This window comes from Mucilaginibacter sp. SMC90 (assembly GCF_022811725.1).
Classification (GTDB): domain Bacteria; phylum Bacteroidota; class Bacteroidia; order Sphingobacteriales; family Sphingobacteriaceae; genus Mucilaginibacter.
On the sequence record NZ_CP094527.1, the window covers coordinates 7507098 to 7533032 of the forward strand.

Consider the following 25935-nt stretch of genomic DNA (forward strand, 5'->3'; position numbering starts at 1 on the left):
AGTGGAAGATTTAAAAGCATATATAGAAAGCGGGATACTGGAACTTTACGTTCTGGGGGATCTTACCCCGGCCGAAAGGTTACAGGTTGAAGACATGGCTTCAAAGCATCCGGCTATTAAAGCCGAGCTGGATGAAATAGAACGCTCAATGGAATTATATGCTGAAGAAAATGCAATTGAACCATCTGAAAATTTACGCAGCCGGATATTAGGCAGCTTGCTCACCAATTTCGGCGACGATAACAACTTTCCGTCACAAACGCACGTACAACGGGATAACGTTGTTGTTATGCAGCCCAATAGCCAAAAAGAAACCAATTTTTATAAATATGCTTTTGCAGCATGCCTTGCTTTATTGATAGCAAGTGCAGTGGCTTTGTACAACCTTTATAACCGCCTTAACGATACAAACACACAGTTAAATGCAATGCAGGTACAAAACCAGCATTTTAGCACTACCGTTAGCGCAAAAGATAATGAACTGAACCTGCTAAGAGATACTTCATATAAACTGATCCACCTGAAAGGAACAACTAAATCGCCTGAGTCAATAATGACCGTAGCATTTAGCCCATCCAAACAAAAAGTGATTATTGACATGGCAAGCCTTAAATTGCCGGCAAATGATCAAACTCATCAGTACCAGCTTTGGGCATTAGTAGGCGGTAAGCCGGTTGATTTGGGCGTGTTTGATGCAACAACAGATTCAAGCGGATTTAAGAACATGAAAGCAATAGCTGCAGCCGATGCCTTTGCGGTAACATTGGAACCAAGAGGCGGCAGCGTAAGCCCAACACTATCAGAAATGGTGGTGCTTGGCAAATACTAAAGCTAAAAAAGCACCAAAAAGTGCCCGAAAAATAAAAAAGCTTACATTTTTTTCAGATTTATTCCGAAAACGATGTAAGCTTTTTGCTTTTTACACGTTTGGTACTTATATTTCGTGTAAACCTAATGTACACTAAATAAATAATTTAACATATCTTTAACGAAAACAAAAACCAATTATTAGTTTTTTTGTAACTAATAAGTACGTTCAGGCGTCTTATGAATAGTTAGGAAATAAAACGAGAAAGAAAACTTAAAAATCCTAACCCCAGATTTGAGTATTTAGTTCTTTATAAGATCAGTTAATAGTTAATTAAAACGGCTGTATGATACTTGCAGCCGTTTTTTTTATGCCCTTAACTTTGCCATGGTAACCGGCAATTGCATAATCAGCTTACCGGGCAAAACCACATGCATCCGGTTTGGCAGAGCCAGTTCATCACCGGCCTTCCCATGAATATAGGCCGCTATAATGCAGGCCTGATCCGGTAAATACTTTTGTCCAAGCAAAGCAGCTATAATTCCGGTAAGTACATCACCCATCCCCCCGCTTGCCATAGCAGCATTTCCTGACGAATTAAAATAAGCTGTTCTATCGGGCGTAGCAACAATTGTATAGTCATTTTTTAGCAGGATACATAAGTTCAGCTCTTTTGCCTTTGCTATTGCAGTTTGCAGCCGTTGCCACCAACTGCCGTGCGCGCCAAAAAGCCTGTCGAACTCTTTCATATGCGGTGTCAAAATACTTCGCTCCGGAAGCTGCTTTAACAAATCGTTATTCTCTGCAAGCAGGTTCAAAGCATCGGCATCAATAACCAGCGGTTTTTTATAGTTTTTGATGATTGCTTTTAACAATGCCAATGCATCGTTGCCTTTGCCCAAGCCAGGCCCAACGGCAATCGAGCTAAATTTATCCCATTCTATATCGGGCAGCTCATCACCGCCCCTCACAATGGCCATAACTTCGGGCAAATAACTGTTAAGCGCTGTTAAACCACTTTCGGGTATACAAGCAGTAGTAAGGCCAGCCCCCGCGTGTGCGGCGGCAGATGAGCTTAGTAATGCAGCCCCCATGGTTTTAGCTTGCCCGGCAACAATCAACGCATGTCCGTATGTGCCTTTGTTGCTAAAACGGTGCCTTGGCTTTAGCATTTGCCTGATATCTTTTTCTTCAACAAATTGATAAGGCGAATTCAGGCCCTGTACAAACTTTTCGCTGATACCTATACTTACGGCTTCCCAGCAATTGATATAAGCGGCCGATTCGGGCAGCAAAAAATTAATTTTAGGTTGCTGAAAGGTTATTACCAGATCGGCCTTTATTGCAATAGTACTTTCAGGTACTTCTCCTTCAGAAAAAAAGCCCGTAGGCACATCAACAGCAACAACCGTGCGCTTAAGATCATTGATGTACTTAACAAGCCTTTCATAATCGCCAGTGAGCGGCTTATTTAAGCCGCTGCCAAGTAAGGCGTCGATGATCACCGGGCTGTCATCAGCAGCAATTTCTTCGCCTTTAGCAAGTTGGGCTACGCTAACGCAGGTTTTCCTGATCCGTTGAAGGTTAGTATTAAAATCATCCGACGCTTTGTTTGAAAATTGTGCAACAACGACCTTCAGTTTATTATAATGATGCTCACAAAGCAAACGGGCAATGGCTAACCCATCGCCGCCATTATTGCCGGTTCCGCAATAAAATGTTATGCCTTGATTTCTATCGGGGAAGTGATTAACAAACCAACCAACAAAAGCCCTTGAGGCACGTTCCATCAAATCGACAGATGATATCGGTTCATTGGCGATGGTATAGGCATCGCCTTCACGAATTTGTTCGGCTATTAATAAAGGAAGCATATATCCTAAAGTAAGGATTTATGCTATTTGTTTGAAGTTAAAATTAATATGAGATGGCTTCACTGTAAAATATAAAAGCCACCCTGTTAAGATGGCTTTATAAAAAACAAGGGGCATCCTATCATGGCTTTTTCCAAAACAAGCTGCTGTTATTGGTATGGTAAGTTATAACATTATACTTTTTGCCTGTTGATGTTTCAAACCTATCGGCCCTGGGGTCTTTGCTTCCGGCTGGCAATAGTTCAACATAAGTAAAAACTTTACCCGGAGTTATAGTTTGCGAGTTATACTCGCTAACAACCGGGCATATCATCCGGTACAGATGCTCGGCCAAAAAGGTATACACATAATCCTGTTTTTTGGTTGGCACGTTATGGTAATTGGCTGTGCTGTTTAAGATGATCGGCCTGCCGTCAATTATACGCTGCCTTACTTCTTCTATACTTAAAAACACGCCTTTCTCATCTTTCATATAAGCGTTTTCCTGCGGATCGATATAGATCCACTTATCAAGCGAATCGATATATAGAGCGTTAACCACGTGCCCGCCATGTGCTACAGGATAAGCATCCGAAAAACAAATTACGCTGCGCGATTTAAATCCCATAGCTAAGAATACATCATTCATCCCTATCGATAACACGTAACACCCCTGCCCAACTTTATGCGAACGATAAAAGGAGATCACGCTCATTGCATTCAGCGAATCGATATTCAGGGTATCCTGGTGCGGCACCTGGTTATGAAACCAGTTTAGTAAACGGATAGCCCTATCTGTTTGAGACCCCTTTCCGGCAACAGAATCCAGGTTAAACGTTTGCCTAAGGGCGCTTAGCTGAGGATTTGACAGCGATTGGTAAGTAAAATCAGGAAAGGTTTGACGTTCGGTATTATCATACGGCGCGCTTTTGCTTAGTTCTTTTACATGTGCGAAATCCCTGTAGGATTGTGCTTTAACTTGCACCGCAACTATAAACAGTATGCAGGCAATTATGATTAATTTAACTTTCATTTGTATTTAAATTGTTGATTTTGAACAAATAAACGCACAAACAACAGCGCTTTTTATATTTTTAGACCTATTGCGAATTATGCACCGTCAACACGGCTTACAATGCGTTGAACTAATTTTACGGCAACTAATTGTCTGTTGAAGGGCTTTGATCCGGCGTTGGCAAAAAAATTAGCCTTACAAATAAAAAATCAGCATTTTCAACCATGCCGGTATTTAAAAACATTCATTACAGGGACATTATAAGGCATTGCTTATTTTGGCTTGCGTATATCCTGTACCAGGCGGTAACCTATAAATGGAACAATGTAGATGAGCTTGGCTTTCAGCTGCCTCCGCAAATCATTGGCGTTACCGTTCCGATAACTATAATTATTACCTACATAAATTTGCTGGTGGTAATGCCATGGTTATATAGCAAACGCAGGTATGTTTTATACGGGATATTTTTTTTATTGATGATATCTGCCGGAGGCTTATTGACAAGGCTGCTCACTCATCTTTTTGTGTTGCCGTGGGAGCAGGTACATGACCCGGCCAGATATAAACAGGAAATAAAAACATTTTGGATTCCTATACGAATAGCGCGCCTGTCGTTTGAAATGGGAACTATACTTACCATCACCATGGTGCTCCAATTAATGAAGGATAACATACTGCGTGAAAAACATTTGCGCCAAATAGAAAAAGAAAAATTTACGGCCGAGCTTAATTTATTAAAGGCCCAGATCAACCCGCATTTTTTGTTTAATACATTTAACAGCCTCTACGCGCTTACGCTTAACAAATCAGATATGGCGCCCGGGCTGGTACTTCGCTTATCACAATTGATGCACTATATGCTCTATTCAACGGCAGGTGATGAGGTATCCCTTAATAACGAGATCAATTATTTAAAAGACTACATCAGCATTGAGCAAACCCGCTTTGCCGATAGGGTTGATATTTCATTTCAATGCTCCGGCGTGGGTGCCGATGTAAAGATCGCCCCGCTCCTGCTTTTGCCATTTGTCGAAAATGCGTTTAAGCATGGTATTGAAGAAGGGTCTGGCTGGATAACCATTAACCTCAATTATTTAAATGGCCATTTGTTTTTCAAAGTAGAAAATAGTTACACAGGGAAAGCAGTACCCTCAAAACCGGGAATAGGCTTAACCAATGTAAAAAAAAGGCTCGAACTGCTGTATCCCGGCAGATACAGCTTAAACCTCACAAAAAACGATGAATCATTTGAAGCAGAACTTAAATTAGGCTTATGAAAATAATAAACTGCATAGTTGCCGATGATGAAGAACTTGCCCGCAGTATTATTGAGCGCTACATTGCTCAATTACCACAGCTTAGGTTGGTAGCGTCATGCTCAAACGGAGCGGAAACTTTTACTGCATTAAAAAACAGCAAAGCCGATCTGCTTTTTCTTGATATAAAAATGCCGCAGTTAAGCGGTCTTGAACTTTTGCGTTCGGTAAAAAACCCTCCCCCTGTAATTTTAACTACTGCATTTCGCGAATTTGCGCTTGAAAGCTTTGAACTTAATGTTATTGATTATTTATTAAAACCTATTCCGTTTGACCGCTTTTTAAAAGCCATTGAGAAATACGAAAGCCTGACCAATCCTCCCGGCCTTAACGAACCACAAAAAGACGACCTAACCGATGATATAAAAGAGGCGTTTATTTATATAAAAGCCGATAAAAAAATGGTAAGAGTACTATTAAAAGATATTCTGTTTATTGAAGGGCTAAAAGATTATGTGCAGGTACACACAGCTGATAAAAGAATAATCACCTACCAAACCCTCAATTATTTTGAAGAGAAGCTACCACTCGGCCATTTCATGCGTGTGCACCGGTCATATATTATTTCGCTCAATCACATCCAATCTTATTCGGCAAGTGAAATCGAAATAAGCAGTCGATTGGTTCCTATTGGCAGCACATATGCAAGATCGGTGTTAAAGCAACTTGGCTCCGAAAATTGATATAAAAAAAAGAGGCTGTCTTTTCGGAGACAGCCATTCTTTCATTTAAAGTTACAGGGGTTAAACAGATTGAGGCATTTGCTTCATGGTTTCGGCCAGGTCAAGCTCGAGGCCTTTTGCAACCGCCATACCTAAGTTGATATCCGCCCTAAACCAATGGCAAAGCTGGCGATTAACAATCGTTTCTTTTTTGGGACCTTCAATACCGCTCATTGAGTTTACGATATTTGCAACAAGATCCTTTTTTTGCTGCGCATCCATCAGCCGGTACAGATTTCCGGGCTGAGTATAGTGGTCATTTTCGCCCTCTGCATTACGGTCATACCAATCACCTACCGGGCTGCCAAAATCCCAGGCTGGCTCCTTATAGCTTTGATCTATTTCGATATCGTCAAAACTATTAGGGAAATAGTTAGGATTTGATCCGCCGTTACCATTAACAGCCATCTGGCCATCGCGCTGATAATTGCTTACCAGGTAGGGGCACTTATTTACCGGAATCTGTTCGTAGTTGCCCCCTAAGCGGTAACGGTGAGCATCCGGGTAGGAAAGGATACGGCCTTGCAGCATTTTATCTGGCGAATAGCCTACACCATCAATAACGTGCGCCGGTGCAAATGCAGCCTGCTCCACATGTGCAAAATAATTATCGGGGTTTTCATTTAATTCCAGCACACCTACGTCAATCAACGGATAATCGGCATGCGGCCAAACTTTAGTTAAATCAAACGGATTGATATGGTATGTTTTGGCATCGGCCTCGGGCATCACCTGGATCTTAAGCTCCCATTTTGGAAAATCGCCGTTATCAATAGCAGTAAGCAAGTCATGCTGCGCAAAATCCGGATTTTTACTGCGCATTTCGCCAGCTTCGGCATCCGTAAAGTTTTTAATACCCTGCTGGGTTTTAAAGTGAAATTTAACCCAAAACCTTTCGTTTTTGGCGTTAATGAACGAGAATGTGTGGCTGCCAAAACCATCCATATGGCGATAGCCATAAGGTGTGCCACGGTCGCTCATTAAAATGGTTACCTGGTGCAAACTTTCCGGATTAAGCGACCAAAAGTCCCACATCATGGTTGCACTTTTGCAGTTGGTATATGGATCGCGCTTTTGGGTATGAATAAAGTCACCAAATTTTTTAGGATCTTTTATAAAAAACACCGGAGTATTGTTACCTACCAGGTCCCAGTTACCATCTTCAGTGTAAAACTTAATGGCAAAACCGCGTGGGTCGCGCTCTGTATCAGCCGAGCCTTTTTCGCCGCCTACTGTTGAAAAGCGCAGGAATAATTTGGTTTGCTTGCCTACGGTATTAAAAATTTTAGCGCGGGTATATTTTGAAATATCGTGCGTAACTGTAAACGTACCATAAGCACCGGAGCCTTTTGCATGAACCACGCGTTCCGGTATCCTTTCACGGTTAAAATGGGCCATCTTTTCATGCAGGATATAATCCTGAAGCAGGATTGGCCCGCGTGGGCCAGCAGTCATCGAGTTTTCATCTTCAACGTAGGGCCTGCCCGATGCAGTGGTTAGTTTCTTTTTATTTGTTTCCATAATTAGTTGCGTTTGATAATTCAAACCTCACGAAAATATTTCAATAGAAAAAATCAATATTTATTATCTTCGCATAGCATTTATCTATATTACATGACTATTACACAATTGGAGTATATTGTGGCTGTTGATACCTATCGCAGCTTTGTTTTTGCCGCCGAAAAATGTTTTGTTACACAGCCAACCCTGAGTATGCAGGTGCAAAAGCTGGAGGATACCCTTGGCGTTAAGATCTTTGACCGCAGCAAACAACCTGTAGTACCTACCGAAATAGGCATCGAAATAATTAGCCAGGCCCGTATCATGTTATCCGAAAGCGAAAAGATCAAAGAGATCATTTCCGACAGGCAAAAGGAACTTTCGGGCGAGTTGCGGGTGGGCATCATCCCTACCGTATCTCCATATATACTACCCAAAATCATTCATGGCTTTATTGAAAAATATCCGCAGGTAAAACTGATTGTATGGGAGCAAACCACAGAAGAGATTATCCAACAGTTAAAGCTGGGAATGCTTGATTGCGGAATACTATCTACCCCGCTGCATGAAAGTAACCTTACCGAAATACCTGTATTTTACGAAAACTTTGTAGCCTACGTATCAAAAAACAGCAAACTTTCAAAAAAGAAAAACATCGTTCCGGATGATATAGATATGGAAGAGATCTGGATCCTGAATGAGGGCCATTGCATGCGTGAGCAGGTTTTAAACATTTGCCAAAGGCGAAAATCAACCCGCGGCTTTCAGCACTTTGAATACAATACAGGCAGCGTTGAGACGCTAAAACGTATGGTAGATCAAAACAACGGTGCTACCATCCTACCCGAACTGGCCCTGTCTGAATTGAGCGAAAAGCAACTGGATAAAGTGCGCTATTTTAAATCGCCGGAGCCTGCCCGCGAAGTAAGCATCGTAATACAGCGTAACTTTTTAAAACGCCGCATGATTGAGGCACTGAAAGCCGAGATCCTGGAGTTTGTGCCAAAACGCATGAAGAGTAAAAAGAAAAAAGAAGTAATGGATATTTAGGCATTTGCCCTCCCTGGCAGCCTTGTGATTAACTCTTTGTATGTTGTCTTTAATATTGTACCGACAACACGAATACCCCGTATAGCTTTAACTAAAGTCAGTTAAAGCTATTTTCCTTTCTAAATAACTGTTAATCAAACACAAAATCATCTTTATTTAGATTTATTATAAATAATTTGCATTGTAACACTCACGTGACTATTTTTGCGCAATTATTTATAATTAGTCTAAATAAAATGGATCGACCCCAACCCATATCAATCACATTAACCCCAAACAAGATGTTAAAACCTTTACACACGTTCGGCAAATTACCATTCCTTTTATTGTGGCTGGTTATGCTGCTGATTAATAGCGGCCCGGCATTCGCTGATGTTAAGCCCGGTACAATAACCGGTACAATTACAACAGCCGATGGCCAAACTGTTCCTGGTGTTACCGTAAGCCTCAAAGGAGGTGATATAGCTATGACCACGGTTACCAACGAAAGCGGAAGGTTCACCTTCAATAAAGTAAAACCGGGCAGCTATGCCATCAAAGCAACGTTTGTTGGTTTGGGCGCTGAAGAAAAGACAGTTGAACTTGCCGATGGGCAACGCGCTACCGTAAACTTTATGCTGCGCGAAAACGCCAACCAGCTTGGTGAAGTTTTAATTTCGGGCCGCAAACAAAAATATAAGATAGATGCCCCATCGCCAAGCTTAAGGCTAAATGAGCCATTATTGCAGGTTTCACAAAATATCCAGGTGGTTACATCAAAAGTACTGGCAGATCAGCAGGTGATCAGCATGAGCGATGGTTTGATCCGTAACGTAAGCGGTGCTGTAAGATTAGAGCATTGGGGTGATATGTATACCAATATCACTATGCGCGGTTCACAGATCCAGGCTTTCAGGAACGGCTTTAACGTAGTTAGCTCATACTGGGGTCCGCTTACTGAGGATATGAGCTTTGTAGATCATATAGAATTTGTAAAAGGCCCTGCCGGCTTTATGTTAAGCAACGGCGACCCAAGCGGTTTATACAATGTTGTTACCAAAAAGCCTACCGGCGAAACCAAAGGCGAGATCAGCTTTACCACAGGCAGCTTTAATTTAAACCGTGCAACGCTTGACCTTGACGGTAAATTAAGCAAGGATGGAAAATTCCTGTATCGTTTGGACTTATCTGCACAAAACAAAAACTCGTTCCGTGCTAATGAGTTTAATGATCGTTATGTTATTGCCCCCGTGGTGTCGTACCAGATTGACGATAAAACCAAACTTACAGCCGAATACGTTTATCAGCGTGCACATATGTCTGACGTTGGTTCATATTATGTATTTAGTCCAAAAGGTTATGGTGTGCTGCCACAAAATTTTTCGCAGCTACCGGCAGGTTTGCCCGCTACTAATATCAACGACCACAGCTTTACGCTTAACCTTACACACCAGTTAAGCGACAACTGGAAACTGACCGTTCAAGCTGCCCGATACAATTATTCACAATTGGGCACCTCTATGTGGGCCGATTCTGTAAATGCTGATGGTTCTTATTATCGTAACGCCGGCATATGGGAAGCCAAAAGTAACATGTCATTAGCTCAGGCATTTTTAAATGGCAAAGTAACTACCGGTAGTGTTGTACATAATATTTTGGCAGGTGTTGATATGGGCAATAAAAAATACGTTGCCGATTATAATCAAACGGCATCCCTTGATACTGGTTCAGCACCATTTAACCCTTACCAGGCAGGTGTGCCTACACGCGATAATCCATCTAACGGTTATCCTACTTTTGATCGCTCGTTGAACCTGGAAGCACGCGCAGCCGCGGGATTTGGCCTGATCAATACAAGTTATTCCAGCTTATACTTACAGGATGAGCTTGGCTTTTTTGATAATAAGGTGAGATTAACACTTGCAGGTCGTTATACATACGTGCAAATGTCAGATTTTAACACACCGGAAGAAGCGAAACATTTCACCCCGCGTATTGGTTTGAGCGTATCTATTGATGACAATACTTCAGTTTATGGCTTACGCGACCAAACATTTTTGCCGCAGGCAGGTAAGGTTTCGGTTGGTAAATTACAACCGCTAACAGGTACCAATACCGAGTTTGGTATTAAAAGGGACTGGGCCGGCGGCAAATGGAATACTACGCTTTCGGTGTACCGCATACTAAGAAATAACGAATTAACTACCGACCCTAATGCTGCTCCTAATTCAGGGTTAAGCATCATATTTGGTCAGAAAAAATCACAGGGTTTAGAGTTTGACCTTCGTGGAGAAATTGCACCAGGTTTAAACCTTACTGCAAATTATGCTTATACCGATTCGAAGGTAAGCAAGGTAAATCCTGACCTGGCTGCATCTCCGGATAATACTATTAAAGTAGGCGACGTGGTTCCCGGTTATGTAAAGCATGTTGCTAACGCCTGGTTAAGCTACAAATTAAATAGCGGTGTGCTAAAAGGAACCGGTGTATCTCTGGGCGGAACTTATTATGGAGGCCGTCAAACAGATACCTGGAGTGTTGGCCTTGAAAAATTACCAAACTATTTTAAAATGGATGGTGGCTTATTTTGGGAAGGCTCAAAAATGCGGATCACCGGTAACGTATTTAATGTTCTAAATAAATACACTTACAGTGGTTCGTACTATTCATATCTAAATGCTTACTATTGGCAGGCAGATGCACCGCGTAACTATCGTTTAAGTATTGCTTACCGATTTTAATGAATGACGCGTTTTAAGAAAACCATATTATTTATACATCGCTGGCTCGGATTTATATCCGGGCTTGTGGTGTTTATAGTAAGTATCACAGGCTGCATTTTTTGCTTTCAGGATGAGATCCAGGATGCCGTATACGGTTATCGTAAGGTTGAGGTACAAAACAAGCCATACATCGCCCCATCAATACTTAAGGCAGAAGCACTTAAAGATTATAAAGGTGCAACCGCCAGTTATATCTATTATTACGGTGTCGACCGCCCGGCAGGTGTGCTGGTAAGCGACCCGACGAAAGGCCTGCAGTACGTTTATATGAACCCGTACACCGGCAAAATCACCCATACTGAAAGCCCTACCACAAACTTCTTCATCATTGTTGAATATATCCACCTGTACCTATTGCTTCCAGCCGATATTGGCGGTATGGTTGTTGGCATTTCGGTAATTGTTTTTGTGATACTGATGATCACCGGCATTGTGCTTTGGTGGCCCAAACGTAAAACCGACCGTAAACGCAGCCTTACCATTAAGTGGAACGGGCGCTGGCGCAGGGTGAATTATGATTTGCATAACGTACTGGGTTTTTACGCCACCAGTGTTGCCATCATTTTAGCAATAACAGGCCTTTCCATCGCTTTCGATTGGATGCGCGAAGGTATCTATACCACCGCTAACCTTGGCAAAGCACACCCCGAAGAAAAGGTTGTTTTCAAATCAGATTCATTACTAAACGGTAAAACAGATACTACCCAGGTTATCAACAAAACCTTCCTGGCAGCAAAAGCAGCTTCGCCGAAGGCCGAAATGTTTCTGATTTATGATGACGCCGCAAAAGCAGGAGCAATAGGTATAACCGCTTACGCGCAGGCCCTCCACTACTACGAAAGTGATAGCTACACCTTTGATAAATACACAGGCAAACTCCTGAACCGCACCACTCACGATCAAAAAAGTGCTGGCATGAAGATGAATGAGATGAACTATGATATTCACGTAGGCCAGATAATAGGGCTTCCGGGAAAGATCATCGCATTTTTAGCCAGCCTGATTTGTGCCAGTTTGCCAATCACAGGTTTTATTATCTGGCTCGGCAAACGCAAAAAAACCAAATCAAAAAAGGTAAAATCAGTGGTACACAGAAGGACGGTAAGGCAACATTTACCGGCTGACCGTTGATTTTTTTGATTACATTGATTTCGTTGATTACCGGCTGCCCGCTACTCCCCCTTTAGGGGGCTGGGGGGTTTACTACTACCCCATCGTCCAGCGGGTGTCCGGTACAGGTCAGGATCCACCCTTGTGCAAGGTCTGCGTCGGTAAGCACATCATTCTTTACCATTTCAACTTTACCGCCGGTACATTTAACCATACAGGTTGAGCATACGCCTCCGCGGCAGCTATAAGGCAAAGGAATATTATTTTGCAGCGCCGCCTGTAATATGGACTGGTTTTCGCCTACTACAATATCATGCAGCTCGCCATGGTATTGTATTTTGATATTTTTAGGTGGAAAATTGGTATAGCTGCTTGTTACGGCAACCGTTTCGAGCACAAAATTTTCACGGCGGATCTTAGTCTGATCGATCCCCATATAAACCAAGTCAAACCGGATCATGCGCATGTAAGCAAATGGACCGCAGAGGTAAAACTCCGCATCTGCCATATTAAAACGAGCATACTGCTTTACCAACTTTTCTACTTTATCGGTATTGAGCCGGTTAGCCTCGCTGCTCAACAAATGAATGATAGATAACCTTTCGGGGTGCTCGACGGCTAATTTATTCAGTTCATCCTTAAATAAAACAGAAGCAGCATTCTGACTGCTGTAAATAAGTACCAGCCTGCTCTTACCATCCCGGTTTAAAATATATTTCAGTTGTGAAAATATTGGAGTAATCCCGCTGCCAGCGGCAAATAAAAAAATGTCCTTTTGTTGCTGATCATCATTAATGATAAAACGCCCGGCCGGTGCCAATGCCCTCAGTACGTCACCCTCCTTTACCTTGGTGAGCATAAACCGCGAGATCTCACCGTTGCTGATCCGCTTTATCGTGATAGCCTGATAAGGTTCATCGGGCGATGAACTTAACGAATACGACCGCCTGATCTCTTCCTGCCGGTGATTAAATATCAGGGTAATAAATTGACCGGCTATATATGGGATGGGATTACCTTCAACACCACTCAAATAAAATGTAGCGGTATCAGGAGTTTCCCATTTTATACGTTCAACTTTTAGTTTTAAAATATCGTCAGTCATCAATTAATAGCGCTGGTGCTTATCCTCAAGCATTCTGCGGATAACACTGTTCTTTTTGCCGTAAGTATAATAGATAACCAAACCAATTGCAAGCCATATGATCAAACGCAGCCAGGTGTCGCCGGGTAAAAACGTCATCATGGCAAAACAGGTAAGGATACCAAGTATTGGTACTAACGGAACAAGCGGCGTTTTAAACGGCCGGTGAATATTGGGCTGCTGCTTACGCAAAATAAGTATACCTGCACAAACCATCACAAATGCAAGCAGGGTACCGATGCTGGTCATTTCACCAACTACGCGTATCGGCACAAATGCAGCAAACATGGCGATAAAGGCGCAAAGCATGATATTCGATTTCCAGGGTGTACGAAATTTGGGATGGATCTCTGAAAACACTTTGGGCAGCAAACCATCCTTCGACATTGAGAAGAACACCCGTGATTGCCCCAGCAAATCGACCAGTATTACCGAGGTATACCCTATCAATATAGCCAATACGATAGCCTTGCTCAGCCACTGATAATGCGTTTTTTCAATGGCGATGGCAACCGGTGCGCCTGAACCTATAAACTCCTTATAGTTAGCCATGCCAGTCATTACGTGTGCAAATACGATGAATAACACCGTACAGATCAGTAATGAGCCGATGATTCCGATAGGCATATTACGCTGCGGGTTCTTTGCCTCCTGTGCTGCGGTTGATACAGCATCAAAACCGATAAATACAAAAAACACCAATCCCGCGCCTCTTAATATACCCGACCAGCCATAATCACCCCAAACGCCTGTATTTTGCGGGATATAGGGATGATAATTTTGCGGATTAATGAACGACCAGCCCACAGCTATAAATACCAGCACTACACCTACTTTCAATGTTACAATAATGGCATTAACCAATGCCGAGCCTTTTGTACCGCGGATAATGATACTGGTAACCAAGATCACAATCAGTGCAGCTGGCAAATTGATTATACCGTTAATAACATCACCATTGGCGGCCTTTGCTGTTTCAAAAGGTGAAAGCGTAAGCTGCGGTGGCAGGTACAGATCAAACCATGACAAAAATTTAGTAAGATATTGCGACCAGCTGATGGCCACGGTTGCCGCCCCAACAGCATATTCAAGGGCAAGGTCCCAGCCTATGATCCAGGCAAAAAGCTCGCCCATGGTAGCATACGAGTAAGTGTAAGCACTACCCGCAACCGGGATCATGGCCGAAAACTCGGCATAACAAAGTGCGGCAAAAGCACAGCCTACGGCAGCTATTAAAAAGGAAATGGTTACCGCCGGCCCCGAATGCTGGCCTGCCGCAATGCCGGTTAATGAAAATAACCCGGCCCCTATAATGGTGCCTATCCCGATTAAAATAAGGTTAACCGGCCCAAGCGAGCGTTTAAGTGAATGTTCTCCTTCTTCCTTTGATTCGCGGAGCAGGGTTTCTATGGGCTTTTTGATCATGATATAAAAAAGTCCACAAAGTTAGTAGATTATTTAAGAGCTATTGTATGGGGATATAATTGGGAGGTAAAATATCCGATTTGGCAACATCAATTGCAACGATCCGTGGAGACACGGATCGAGGGAAGGAATCCCCCCACGTCCGTGTCCTCACGGACGACAACAAAAAATCCTTCTCTTCAGCCCGTCATTGCGAGGAACGAAGCAATCCCCGATTGGCAGAGCAGTTATGCAGGTTTCTCCGTGCAGTTTGGGATTGCTTCGTACCTCGCAATGACGGCGAGATTTAACAAAAAAAGCGGCAGGACCATCAGATCCTGCCGCTTCAAATTTATATGCTTAAATAAAATTAAGCAGTTGCTTTAGCGTAAAGCTCAGCAACGTGGTTCCAGTTAATTACGTTCCAGATAGCTGCTAAGTAATCAGGACGACGGTTTTGGTATTTCAGGTAGTAAGCGTGCTCCCAAACGTCGATACCTAAAATTGGAGTACCTTTAACCTCAGCAATATCCATTAATGGATTGTCCTGGTTAGGAGTTGAAGTTACAGCTAATTTTTTATCAGCAGTAACAATTAACCATGCCCAGCCCGAACCAAAACGGGTAGCACCTGCTTCAGATACTTTGGTTTTGAAATCGGCAAATGAACCGAAAGTGCTCTTGATAGCATCAGCCAAAGCACCTGTAGGCTCGCCGCCACCGTTTGGTGATAACAAAGTCCAGAATAAAGTATGGTTGTAGTGACCACCGCCGTTGTTACGTACGGCAGCAGGGAATTTAGAAATATTTTTGATGATATCGTCGATATTGCTATCGGCTTCCGGCTTACCTTCCAAAGCTTTGTTTAAGTTGGTAACATAAGCCTGGTGGTGTTTGCCATGGTGAATTTCCATGGTCAGTTTATCAATGTGCGGTTCCAGAGCATCAGTAGCGTAGGATAACGCCGGTAGTGTAAATGCCATAATTTTAAGTTATTAATTTTAAAGTTTAACGTTTGTTGTGACGTAACAAATATAAGCGTTGACGGAGGTTTTTGTTCTAAATAATTGTCATGTTTTCTTTAGTTCTTAGTTGATGGTTCATGGATCATAGTTATTGCCCATTACCATGAACTATGATCCATGAACTATCAACTTTTTTTCCTCTTCCCCTTAAAAAAATCTTTTACCAGCTGACTGCATTCGGCTTCACGGATGCCACCGGTGATCACAGTTTTAGGATGAGTTATTTTTTGATTGATACGGCCAAAGCCTAACTTGTTGTCATAGGCCCCAAATACGATCTTACTTACCTGGAACCAGTATGATGCCCCGGCGCACATAACACAGGGCTCCATGGTTACATATAGCGTACAGCCCTGCAAGTATTTACCTCCCATTAAATTGGCCGCCGCGGTAAGCGCCTGCATTTCGGCATGGGCCGATACATCATTAAGGCGTTCGGTAAGGTTATGTCCTTTACCAATAATACGGCCGTTGTAAACTACAATTGCCCCTATCGGGATCTCATCTTCCTCCAATGCATACCGGGCCTCTTTTAATGCTTCGCCCATAAAATATTCATCGGGCGATATCGAGGCCTCGTCCTCAAAACTGATATATCTCATTTAAATAAGTTTGCTGCCGTTTGGCACCGGCTTTTCAACGGCGGTTAATACGATATCACCGTTCTCGTCGGCAAAGCCTGTAACCAGGAACTCCGACATAAAGTTGGCGATCTGCTTTTTGGGGAAGTTAACAACGCCAACAATCTGCCTGCCAACTAACTCTTCTTTGGTGTAATGTTTGGTGATCTGCGCGCTGGACCACCTGATGCCGAACTCGCCAAAATCAACCCTTACTTTAAAGGCAGGCTTGCGGGCTTCGGGAAAATCAGCGGCTTCCAATACAGTGCCTACTCGCAGTTCTACTTTCTCAAATTCATGCCAGGTGATGGTTTCCATAAGGGCAAAGGTAAAAAATATGCATATTACAGTAGTTACAAACTACAGGCAAAAAAATCCGCAGACAGAGCCTACGGACAACTAAGTAAAAAAGAGCCTCACTCCAACTCATCTCCGGATGAAAAGGGCTAAAAAAATCTCCGCAATCGGGGGAGATTTATAGGGGGCTTAATTACTATACTTAATAGCATCAGCCCTGATAGTAGCATTGGCATTATTGCCTTCTACCTGAAAAATAATAATGCCGTTGGCTCCTTGCGCTTTAGCTTTATCAGAAAGCAGTTTCTTAGCTACCGCCGAGTCTTCAGTATAAGCGATGGCCAGGTGACCTATTACCTTATAGTCATGCTTAACATCTTTGGCATCATAGTAAACATCAACGTTGTTAGTTACAGGATAGGTATCGCCTAAATAAACCGCCGCAGGAACGGCACATGACGTAAGAAAAAGAGTAAATACAATGATTAAGGTACGGATTTTCAAGGCTTTCATAAGGATAAGTGTTTATTCTTATGAGTCAAAAAATGGGGGCAGGTTTAATGGATGAGGGGGTAACAAGTTTGTTAACTAACCAACCGCTCGACTGGAGCCGGACGACTTATTTCCAAGCCCGCTGGCCATTATGATCCGGCTGCCAGAGGTCGCTTAATAGTTGCCCCCCGGCAGGAGGCCATAGCCATTAACTTAAAGTAAAAAGCTTCTCAAAAGCGTGGGAATGTGCGATTCCCCTCTTGAGAGGGGTGAAGGGGTGTGTTATTCTACGTGCGGCTCATCGCTTGTATAACACACCCCTGCTACAACACGTTCCCACGCGCCCCCTCTCAAGAGGGGATTTAAAAAGTTTGCGCCAAATTACTCCCTTAAGTTAACGGCTGTGGGCAGGAGGCGAGCGGCGGCGGTAAGCGGTATCTTTGTATGTCTGTAATTTAAAACCCCTTCTTCCTCGTGATCCCCGGTCTTCTGCTTTTGCGTTCCGCAGGTTCAGGGACACCTTCGGCACCATAGCTGCGGGCCATTTTGGCTATACGCTCTTCCAAACTTTCGGTAGTTAATTTTTCTCGCCCAAGACTGTCAACCATGATCGGGAAGGCGAAAGGCGTTGGGCGCTCTATCACTTTTAAAATAATGTTTTGTGTTTGGATCCGTTGCAGTGCAGCCCGAAGCCGAAACTCTTCTAACTGAAAAGCCAGCGCTTCGTTATAAGCCTGTCGCACCAGTAAATTATCCGGTTCGTACTCGCTAAAAACCTCGAACAGCAACGAGGTTGAGGCCTGTAAATGTTTGTTTTTAACCTGCTGACCGGGGTAACCGGTAAATACCAAACCACCGATATGTGCTATGTCCCTGAAACGGCGTCGGGCCATTTCATTGGCATTTAAACTATGTTGAATATCATCTATCAGGTTATCTATCGAGAAAAAACCTGCATCTTCCAACGCCGCCTCAATTGGAATATCCTCATCCGCAAGCAACTCAAACCCATAATCATTCATGGCAATGGAGAAGCTGGCGGGTTTAATTTTGCTGATGCGATATGCCAGCAGCGATGCCATGCCTTCGTGCACTAACCGTCCTTCAAAAGGATAGAATAATAAGTGATGCCCCTCTTTCGATTTAAAAGACTCTATCAAAAACTCATGACTTTGGGGGAGGTGGGATAATTGTTGCTGCAAATCAAAAAGCGGCTTCAGGGCCTTAACCTCTATATCTTTTTCGATGCCATGCGCTACTTCGTCCAGCTTCAGCCTGAATACGGCTGCCAGTTGGGATGACAAAGGCATCCGCCCGCCGTTCCAGCTTGGGATGATGCCTTTGGTTGAATTGGATTTTTTAACATAGGCGGTCATTTCCTTCACCCTCACAAATTCTAAACTCCGGCCTGCAAACCAAAAGGTATTACCGGGTTTAAGTTTAGATACAAATGATTCTTCAATAGTACCTAAACTGCCGCCACTGAGCCATTTCACCCTAATACTCAATTCGCTGGTAATGGTGCCGATACTTAACCTATGCCGCATAGCTACCCGGCGACTGTTTACTTTATACAGTCCATTTTCAACCTCAACCTTTAAAAATTCGTCATACTGCGCAAGCGTTTTACCTCCGCTGGTGATAAAATCAAGCAGCTGACCAAATTCGTTCCGGCTCAGATCGGCGAAGGCATAGGTGGTTTTAACCTCTTTAAACAATTCATCCGCGCGGAAACCATCTGATACCGCCAGCGTAACCATATACTGGATCAGCACATCCATGGTAAGCAGCATCGGGTCGCGGCTTTCAAAGATCTTGTCTTTGATCGCCTCCTTCAAAGCAGCTCCTTCTAACAATTCAAGCGAGTGCGTAGGCACAAAATATGCCAGCGATGTAGCGCCGGGGTGGTGACCGCTTCGCCCGGCACGCTGCATAAAGCGGGCCACACCTTTAGGGCTCCCCACCTGCACCACAGTATCAACCGGGCGAAAATCCACGCCCAGGTCCAGGCTGGAGGTACATACCACCAGCTTCAATGCTTCTGCATGCAAAGCAGCTTCCACCCAGTTGCGTAGTTCATTATCCAGCGAACCGTGGTGCATAGCCATGATACCCGCGTATTCAGGGTAATTATCTAAAATGGCATGATACCAGATCTCCGATTGTGAGCGGGTATTGGTAAATATCAGCGTGGTTTTACTTTTAGCCACTATCTCCATAACCTCGGGCAGCAGCTTTAAGCCAATATGCCCCGCCCATGAGTAGTTTTCAATGTTCTGCGGAATGATTGACCGGATATCCAGTTTCTTCTCCAGGTTGGCACGTACCATTTTTACCTGCTCCGCCGGAAAATCATTGCCTAATAAAACTTCGGCAGCTTGTTCAAGGTTGCCGATGGTGGCAGAGATACCCCATATTTTGAGTCGTAAGTCGAAAGCCTTAAATTCTAAGTCTTTGGTTACCTTTTTATTTTCGGCTCCCGGCTTTTGACTGATGACTTCTGACTCAACACCCGAGATTTCTGACTTCTGACTTAAGGCTTCTGACTTAAGGCTCAAGGCTTTTAACTTAGAGATACCCAGCTCCACCTGCACTCCCCGTTTAGTACCCAGCAACTCATGCCATTCATCAATTACTACTACCTGCAACTGATTAAATAACTTTGGATACTCCTTTTGGGCCAGCATCAGGTGCAGGCTTTCGGGGGTGGTGAGCAGTACCTCGGGTAGCTTTCTTTTGAGGGCAGCTTTCTCGGCGGCAGATGTATCACCAGTGCGGGTTGCTATGCGCCATGGCAAGCCTATTTCATCGCAGGCTTCCTGCATGGCTTTACGGATGTCATTGGTAAGCGCCCGTAAGGGGGTTATCCAAAGCATCAGCAAGCCGTTATTCTGTTTGGTTTTATAAGTATCGGGATGAGCGTTAATAAATCCGGCCAAAAAGGGCAGGAACAGGGCAAAAGTTTTACCGCTTCCGGTAGGGGCATTCAACAAGCCCGAATAGCCGCCAAGGTATGCATCCATCATTTCGGCCTGAAAAGGAAACTGCTGCCAGTTTTTTTCACTGTACCATTGCTGTATTACTTGTTGGCCTTTGCTTGTCATTATCCCTTTAACAAAATTTAAGCTGTTTGGTTATAGCTTGTATAACCGAGCCAACAAAATAACTATTAAATTGGTTATAGTTATATGATCAGAAATAGCTTAATCATCCTTTCTATAGCCATTTGCCTTTTGTCATGTGGCAACAATTCAAAAAAACAATCATCTTTGGCAGATACCAATAAGGTGCCGAAGGACACTACAGGCCAGCATCTCGGCGATAAAAACGATACTACTGTCCATCATACCATGGCATCGGATACCGGTACAAATAACGCCTCACAATCCGATTGGCTTATCACTCCCGGCAAAAGCATCGGGCACATTGTTTTAAACGATGATGTTCAAAATGTAATCAAGCAATTAGGTAAGCCAGATAGTTCGGACGCAGCCATGGGCAGTTCGCTTATGGTTTGGTTTGCCGGTCATAATCCTGCGGGTAACCGCACTGCGGTCTTTACTCATCATAACATGGGTGGTAAGGACGAATCGGTAAGTCACATACAAAAGATCCTGGTAACCTCGCCCCGCTTTAAAACCGATGGCGGCGTAGGTGTTGGCTCGACTAAACAGGATGTTCAAAAAAATTACACCCTGAAACCAACCTCAAGCTATAGCAAAAATGGCAGCAAGGTTCAGGTTTATACCGATTTAGAAAAAGGGATTTCTTTTGAAATAGATGGTGCCGGCAGTTGTGTTGGTATAGTTGTGCATAAAGCCAACGATACGGCATCGGCTTATTTGAATATGCATTGAGAATTGACCTCATTTGCGCATTTAGCATCACGTACAAGCTTTCTCTTGCGCCCCGGCGCTCTTTCCCATCCCAGCTCTATCGTATGACAAAAAGTTTCATATAAACAAAATGGCCCTACCGGAATAGCAGGGCCATTTTGTTATCGATATTAATCAACCTTACTTTTTTTCAGGCATCAAAATCAGTTTAATTAAATTTTTGCCACTCAGGTATTTATTAGCGGCATCTTTAGTGCTTTGAGGGGTTATTTGTTCCAGGCTATTTACGTGACCCAGGATCTGATCTGCTTTTTCACCATTCTGAGATGTAGATGCAAGATATCCAGCCCAAAAAACGTTCTGTTTAAGTTGCTGCTGCGTTGAACGGGCTTCTTCGGCAACAAATTTCTGGATATCTACCGGTAATGCGCCATTCTGCTTTATTTTACCAATTTCTTCCATAGTGGCATTGATCAGCTTATCCACATTTTCGGGCGCACAGCCAAATGATATGGTAAAAGTATATCGCCCCCCCGGGATTTTGTGATAGCTTGCCCTTACTCCAGGTGCATAAACACCGCTTTCCTGTTCCCGCAAACGCTCAATCAATTTGATGTTCAACACTTCTTCCAAAGCATCTACTTGTATATTATTGGCTTCATTGTAATCGTAATCGCCGCTAAAAACCAATTGTACCGTGCTCTTATCACCAATTCCCTTATTAATGGTTTTGGTTATTACTCCGGCAGGCGGCTGAATATTCATATTTTTATAAGTTTCCTTACTGTTGGTTGATGGCAAACCACCCAGGTAATGTTCAAGGTATGGCGTTACTGTTTCCACATTAAAATTACCTACCAGCGTAAAGGTAAATGCACTGGCATCGGCAAAGCGCTTTTTGTAAAAATCATAAGCCTTATCAAGTGTTGCCCCATTGAGTCTCGGAATAGTGGTAACCATTCCGCGGAAATTATAATTGCTCAATACTGCCGATACCGTATCCTGATAAACGCTTCCCGGATCAAGTCCGCGGGTACTCAATATCGATCTTGTTTGATCAATGTTGGCATCCCATATGTCTTTATCCTTACGGGGCTGGGTAAAATACAGGTATATCAACTGAAGTGCAGTTTCAAAATCAGCAGGTGATGAATTGCCCGAAATACCCTGAGCAAACTCGCTGATATAAGGCGATACTCTCAGGTTTTTACCAGCCAGCTTTTTATCAAGCATGCCTTGGTTAAATTGGGCGATACCACTGCTGCCTATAATGGGCGAAGCCAGGTTTGCAGAGGTAAACTCATCGTCACTTGCCAGTGATGTGCCGCCAAATGCGTATCCGTTTATCAGGATCTGATCGTTACGATAGTCGGTTGGCTTCAATATAACTTTCAGGCCGTTACCCAATGTAAGTGTGGTGGTACCTACGGCTTCGTCAGTATCCTGTTTGGCAACCTTAGTACCCTCCGGCGCTTTCGCTAATAGCGGATCGCTCGAAACGTTGTCAACATAGGCAGTAACATTTTGCCCGCCTGTGGCAATCCAATTCAGTAATGTTTTATCATCGGGCAGGTTAGCCTTTTCTTTATCGGGGGCCTGTACTATAACTACGCGGTTTTGATCGCTAATGAATTTACCGGCCATGGCATTCATATCGGTCAGGCTAACTTTATAGATATTACCTATATAAAAATTATACTCATAGTCGATACCCGGGATAGCTTCGCCGGTTAAAAAGTTGGCCTGATATTCCCGTACAAAATTTAATGACGGCGTTTTGTCCCTTTCACGATAGGCGTTTCCAATACCTACCAGCGCATTTTGTTTGGCGCGTTCAAGTTCGGTAAGGGTAAAGCCAAATTTCCGGGCACGTTCCGACTCGGCAACTACGGCTTTAACTGCTTTTTCCAATTCACCGGGCTTGGCAACAACCAATGAGGTGTAAGCATCCTGATCGCCTATAAAATCCCCATAACTGGTATGTCCATATAAAAACGGCGGATTGGGCTTTTGCTGCAGCTCATCTAAACGGGCATTAAGCATCTGGTTAAACAATTGCACCCTTACCTGCTGCATATAATCGGCAGTGGTTTTGGTAACCGTTCCGGGATGTTTAACGATGATCTGCGTTATGGTATACGGATATTCAGGATCGGTGACGATTTTAACCGCTGTACCCGGTGTAGCAGGTACAGAATATTTAGTCCTTGGCTTTTCAGCAACCGGGTTTTTAAGCTGCGAAAAATTTTGTTTAATAAGCGCCTCAACACGTTTGGGGTCGAAATCGCCCACGGCGATAACGGCTTGCAGATCTGGACGGTACCAGTCCTGATAAAAAGCCTTAATAGTTTCGGACTTAAAGTTTTTCAATACCTCCTCTTTACCTATAGGCAAGCGCAGCGCATACCTTGAATTATTAAGCAATACGGGCAGTGTTTGCTGCTGCAAGCGTTCATTGGCATTTTTACCGCGAAGGCGTTCTTCTTCCAAAACAACGCCACGCTCTTTATCAATTTCTGCAGGATCAAAGCTTACGTAACCAGCCCAGTTAGCCAATATGTTAAAGCCTTTTTCAAATACGCTGGCGGTATCGGTTGGTAGTGGTAACTGAAATATAGTTTCGTTAAATGTAGTGTAAGCGTTTAAATCAGCTCCAAATTTAACACCTGCTTTTTGCAGGTAATCAACCATCTGGTTTTTTGGAAAATCACGAGTGCCATTAAAGGCCATATGCTCGGTAAAGTGGGCTAAACCTTGCTGATCATCATTTTCCAAAACCGAACCAACTTTGTTTACAAGGTAAAGCTCGGCCCTGCTTTTAGGCTCGGCATTAGCACGGATATAGTAAGTTAATCCGTTTGGTAACTTTCCTATGATCACGCTTTGATCAACCGGTAAAACATCGCTTTTTGGAGCAATTGCCTGGGCTCCGGGTTTATTTTTAGGAGATGGAACAGGTTTCTTTTTTACTTGTGCAAAAGCACTGCCACCCGAAAGTGTTAAAGCCAACAAGGCCAACGGAACGTATTTGTTCAGGTTCATTATAAAATTTGAATAATCAGGGTACTAAGATGCAAAACGAAAAGCTTAGTTACAAAGTATAGTTGTGAAAATTAATGTTTTGTAGCTGCTTTCGAGGCAGGTTTTTTAGCAGGCGGCTGATTGGCCGGAGTCTGGTTAGAAGTACCAAAAGCATCCTGCATCATTTGCGTTAACTCACCTTTGTGTTCGGCAACTGCATTCTGGCCAACCATCATCCCCCTTTGCATTAACGCAGGCAATTTTGAGCTTACTTTTTGCCCTATCGGTGAGCTATAAAAAACCGAAATCTGGTTAAGCTCATCTTCAGTAAATTCTTCAGCATAAATAACCGCCATTTTATCTTTAAGCAAATCCCAGGTAAAGTATTTGTTCATAAAGGTTTTCATCACATCAATAAATTTGGCACGCTGTTCTGCAGGAATTTGATTACTTGAAGTGCTAATGATATTATCCATCATTCCACCAAATTGTTTATCTATACCAATAGAAATTAACAATTGCTCAGCAGCCTTTAAATGTGACGGGGTAATAGTTTGATCTGTAGTTTGCGCTTTTAAGCTCGAAAAAGAAAACAGGACAATTCCTGTTAGTGCGATAAGTTTAAGTTTCAGGTTCATTTTAAATTTTAATAAAAATCTTTTTGATATAGAATATCCACATCACTACCCATAAAATGAGTACCGTAAATATAGCACTCACCAGTGAAGCATTTACGGGCGAAAAATAAGGTGCAAAAAATGTTTGATAGATTGAATGCCCGCCAATTTTAATCATCCCCATATAATGCGGAATAAAACCTGACAACACATAGGCTGTAATAGCATTGGTACCAAATACCACAAATGGGTAAGTAAAACGTTTGTATCCCTGTATATCAATAAGCCAGTAGCTTAACGCCAGCCCAATGGTTGCCAGGCCGCCGGTATATAATACAAACGAGCTTGTCCACAAGGCTTTGTTAATTGGAAAGAAAAGATCCCAGAACAGGCCAGCCATAACTGCAATTATTCCATAAGTAAACATCCAGTTTGTTTTTACCTGGTCGTCACGGTCTTTACGTTTAAGCCAGCTGCCAACCCTTATCCCAAACAGGGCAGTTGCTACGGCTGGAATGGTACCCAGCAAACCTTCCGGGTCCCAGGTATGCGATTCGCGCCATAGATGATCGGGAGTAAATACCAGCCTGTCTATCCATGCCCCCATATTGGTTTCGGGCTCAAGGTTGGCATAACCTACGCCCGGCACAGGAATAAAGGTCATGATGATAAAATACCCAATAAGTGCGCCGGCAAAAATCCAGTCGCGTGTTTTTTGTGATGTTTTGAGATAAAGTATGGTGCTGATAAAATATACCAGGGCGATACGCGGCAGCACACCCGGCAGGCGCAAATGGGCCAGTCCACCATCCGGGTGAAAGATGTATTGAGTTATCCAGGGGATCAACAATAGGATCCCGGTACGGTACAGCGCTTTCAGAATAAGTTTACCGTGCGGTACAGTAGCTCTTTTGCTTTCCATGGCATATACAACCGATACGCCAACCATGAAAAGGAAAAACGGAAAAACCAGATCGGTAGGTGTACAACCGTTCCATTTAGAGTGTTCAAGCGGGGCGTAGATATGGCCCCAATCGCCGGGATCATTAACAAGGATCATCATAGCGATGGTTGCTCCACGAAATACATCTAATGAAAGCAGGCGTTTTGGTTTTTCGGCTGTGGCTGAGGTCATAGGCTTATGATCAATTTCAAACTCCCCTCTTGAGAGGGGGCGCGCAGGACTTGTGCATTGGCAAGGGTGTGTTTTCGCGTGGAGAGAAACACACCCCTCCGCCCCTCTCAAGAGGGGAATCGCACAATGCTCTCGCTTTTATCTTTTATCTTTTATCTCCTCAATGCCCATGTCCCCCACGGGCATTATTAAGTCGCCCGTGAGGGCAC

20 protein-coding genes are annotated in these 25935 nt (G+C 43.4%); 7 read left to right on the forward strand and 13 right to left on the reverse strand.

What is annotated here, in order from left to right:
• Position 1: 1 nt before the first annotated feature.
• Positions 2 to 829 carry an anti-sigma factor domain-containing protein gene (locus MTO98_RS31395; RefSeq protein WP_243483298.1) on the forward strand — a complete coding sequence of 276 codons (828 nt, stop codon included), beginning with the start codon at positions 2 to 4 and terminating at the stop codon, positions 827 to 829.
• Between the two features lie 347 nt (positions 830 to 1176).
• On the opposite strand, the gene MTO98_RS31400 is transcribed toward MTO98_RS31395, so the two are convergent.
• Positions 1177 to 2682, reverse strand: a complete 1506-nt coding sequence (locus tag MTO98_RS31400) for an NAD(P)H-hydrate dehydratase (RefSeq protein WP_243483300.1) — start codon at positions 2680 to 2682, stop codon at positions 1177 to 1179.
• Between the two features lie 121 nt (positions 2683 to 2803).
• The gene (locus tag MTO98_RS31405; RefSeq protein WP_243483302.1) at positions 2804 to 3694 is read right to left on the reverse strand and encodes a hypothetical protein; all 891 of its coding nucleotides are present in this window, start codon (positions 3692 to 3694) and stop codon (positions 2804 to 2806) included.
• 206 nt (positions 3695 to 3900) lie between these two features.
• Here MTO98_RS31405 and MTO98_RS31410 point away from each other — a divergent pair, with 206 nt between their 5' ends.
• Together MTO98_RS31410 and MTO98_RS31415 are read left to right on the forward strand one after the other, a co-directional pair.
• Complete coding sequence (locus tag MTO98_RS31410; protein WP_243483304.1) at positions 3901 to 4953, forward strand: sensor histidine kinase; 1053 nt, start codon at positions 3901 to 3903, stop codon at positions 4951 to 4953.
• On the forward strand, positions 4950 to 5675 hold the full coding sequence (locus MTO98_RS31415) for a LytTR family DNA-binding domain-containing protein (RefSeq protein WP_243483306.1): 726 nt from the start codon (positions 4950 to 4952) through the stop codon (positions 5673 to 5675). Before MTO98_RS31410 ends, MTO98_RS31415 begins: the two co-directional genes overlap by 4 nt.
• A gap of 60 nt (positions 5676 to 5735) precedes the next feature.
• Here the strand turns inward: MTO98_RS31415 and MTO98_RS31420 are convergent, their stop codons facing one another.
• Positions 5736 to 7235 (reverse strand): catalase, encoded by a 1500-nt coding sequence (locus MTO98_RS31420; protein WP_243483307.1) that lies wholly within the window; start codon positions 7233 to 7235, stop codon positions 5736 to 5738.
• A 93-nt stretch (positions 7236 to 7328) separates the two neighbouring features.
• Between MTO98_RS31420 and MTO98_RS31425 the strand changes: the two genes are divergently transcribed.
• From MTO98_RS31425 to MTO98_RS31435, 3 genes are all read left to right on the forward strand, one after another.
• The gene (locus MTO98_RS31425) at positions 7329 to 8264 is read left to right on the forward strand and encodes a hydrogen peroxide-inducible genes activator (RefSeq protein ID WP_243483309.1); all 936 of its coding nucleotides are present in this window, start codon (positions 7329 to 7331) and stop codon (positions 8262 to 8264) included.
• Between the two features lie 281 nt (positions 8265 to 8545).
• The gene (locus MTO98_RS31430) at positions 8546 to 10984 is read left to right on the forward strand and encodes a TonB-dependent receptor (protein WP_243483311.1); all 2439 of its coding nucleotides are present in this window, start codon (positions 8546 to 8548) and stop codon (positions 10982 to 10984) included.
• A gap of 3 nt (positions 10985 to 10987) precedes the next feature.
• Positions 10988 to 12157 (forward strand): PepSY domain-containing protein, encoded by a 1170-nt coding sequence (locus tag MTO98_RS31435; protein ID WP_243483314.1) that lies wholly within the window; start codon positions 10988 to 10990, stop codon positions 12155 to 12157.
• 52 nt (positions 12158 to 12209) lie between these two features.
• Here the strand turns inward: MTO98_RS31435 and MTO98_RS31440 are convergent, their stop codons facing one another.
• The 7 genes from MTO98_RS31440 to MTO98_RS31470 all read right to left on the reverse strand — a co-directional run bounded on the left by MTO98_RS31440 (position 12210) and on the right by MTO98_RS31470 (position 20221).
• Positions 12210 to 13241: a ferredoxin--NADP reductase gene (locus MTO98_RS31440; RefSeq protein ID WP_243483316.1), complete on the reverse strand. Its 1032-nt coding sequence runs from the start codon at positions 13239 to 13241 to the stop codon at positions 12210 to 12212.
• A 3-nt stretch (positions 13242 to 13244) separates the two neighbouring features.
• On the reverse strand, positions 13245 to 14705 hold the full coding sequence (locus MTO98_RS31445) for an amino acid permease (RefSeq protein WP_243483318.1): 1461 nt from the start codon (positions 14703 to 14705) through the stop codon (positions 13245 to 13247).
• Between the two features lie 349 nt (positions 14706 to 15054).
• Complete coding sequence (locus tag MTO98_RS31450) at positions 15055 to 15666, reverse strand: superoxide dismutase (protein ID WP_091220078.1); 612 nt, start codon at positions 15664 to 15666, stop codon at positions 15055 to 15057.
• Between the two features lie 167 nt (positions 15667 to 15833).
• Positions 15834 to 16310 (reverse strand): nucleoside deaminase, encoded by a 477-nt coding sequence (locus MTO98_RS31455; RefSeq protein ID WP_243483319.1) that lies wholly within the window; start codon positions 16308 to 16310, stop codon positions 15834 to 15836.
• Positions 16311 to 16646, reverse strand: coding sequence for a tRNA-binding protein (locus tag MTO98_RS31460; RefSeq protein WP_243483321.1), 336 nt, complete (start codon positions 16644 to 16646; stop codon positions 16311 to 16313). It lies immediately after the preceding gene.
• Between the two features lie 168 nt (positions 16647 to 16814).
• The gene (locus MTO98_RS31465; RefSeq protein ID WP_243483324.1) at positions 16815 to 17138 is read right to left on the reverse strand and encodes a hypothetical protein; all 324 of its coding nucleotides are present in this window, start codon (positions 17136 to 17138) and stop codon (positions 16815 to 16817) included.
• A gap of 434 nt (positions 17139 to 17572) precedes the next feature.
• A complete protein-coding gene (locus tag MTO98_RS31470; RefSeq protein WP_243483327.1) occupies positions 17573 to 20221 on the reverse strand; it encodes a ligase-associated DNA damage response DEXH box helicase in 2649 nt (882 codons plus the stop codon).
• 84 nt (positions 20222 to 20305) lie between these two features.
• Between MTO98_RS31470 and MTO98_RS31475 the strand changes: the two genes are divergently transcribed.
• Entirely contained in the window at positions 20306 to 20974 is a 669-nt protein-coding gene (locus MTO98_RS31475) for a hypothetical protein (protein ID WP_243483329.1), read from the forward strand.
• Positions 20975 to 21133: 159 nt separating this feature from the next.
• On the opposite strand, the gene MTO98_RS31480 is transcribed toward MTO98_RS31475, so the two are convergent.
• The 3 genes from MTO98_RS31480 to MTO98_RS31490 all read right to left on the reverse strand — a co-directional run bounded on the left by MTO98_RS31480 (position 21134) and on the right by MTO98_RS31490 (position 25726).
• Positions 21134 to 23995, reverse strand: coding sequence for a pitrilysin family protein (locus MTO98_RS31480; RefSeq protein ID WP_243483330.1), 2862 nt, complete (start codon positions 23993 to 23995; stop codon positions 21134 to 21136).
• Between the two features lie 71 nt (positions 23996 to 24066).
• Positions 24067 to 24612, reverse strand: coding sequence for a DUF2059 domain-containing protein (locus MTO98_RS31485; RefSeq protein WP_243483332.1), 546 nt, complete (start codon positions 24610 to 24612; stop codon positions 24067 to 24069).
• Position 24613: 1 nt separating this feature from the next.
• Entirely contained in the window at positions 24614 to 25726 is a 1113-nt protein-coding gene (locus MTO98_RS31490; protein ID WP_243483334.1) for an acyltransferase family protein, read from the reverse strand.
• Positions 25727 to 25935: the final 209 nt, after the last annotated feature.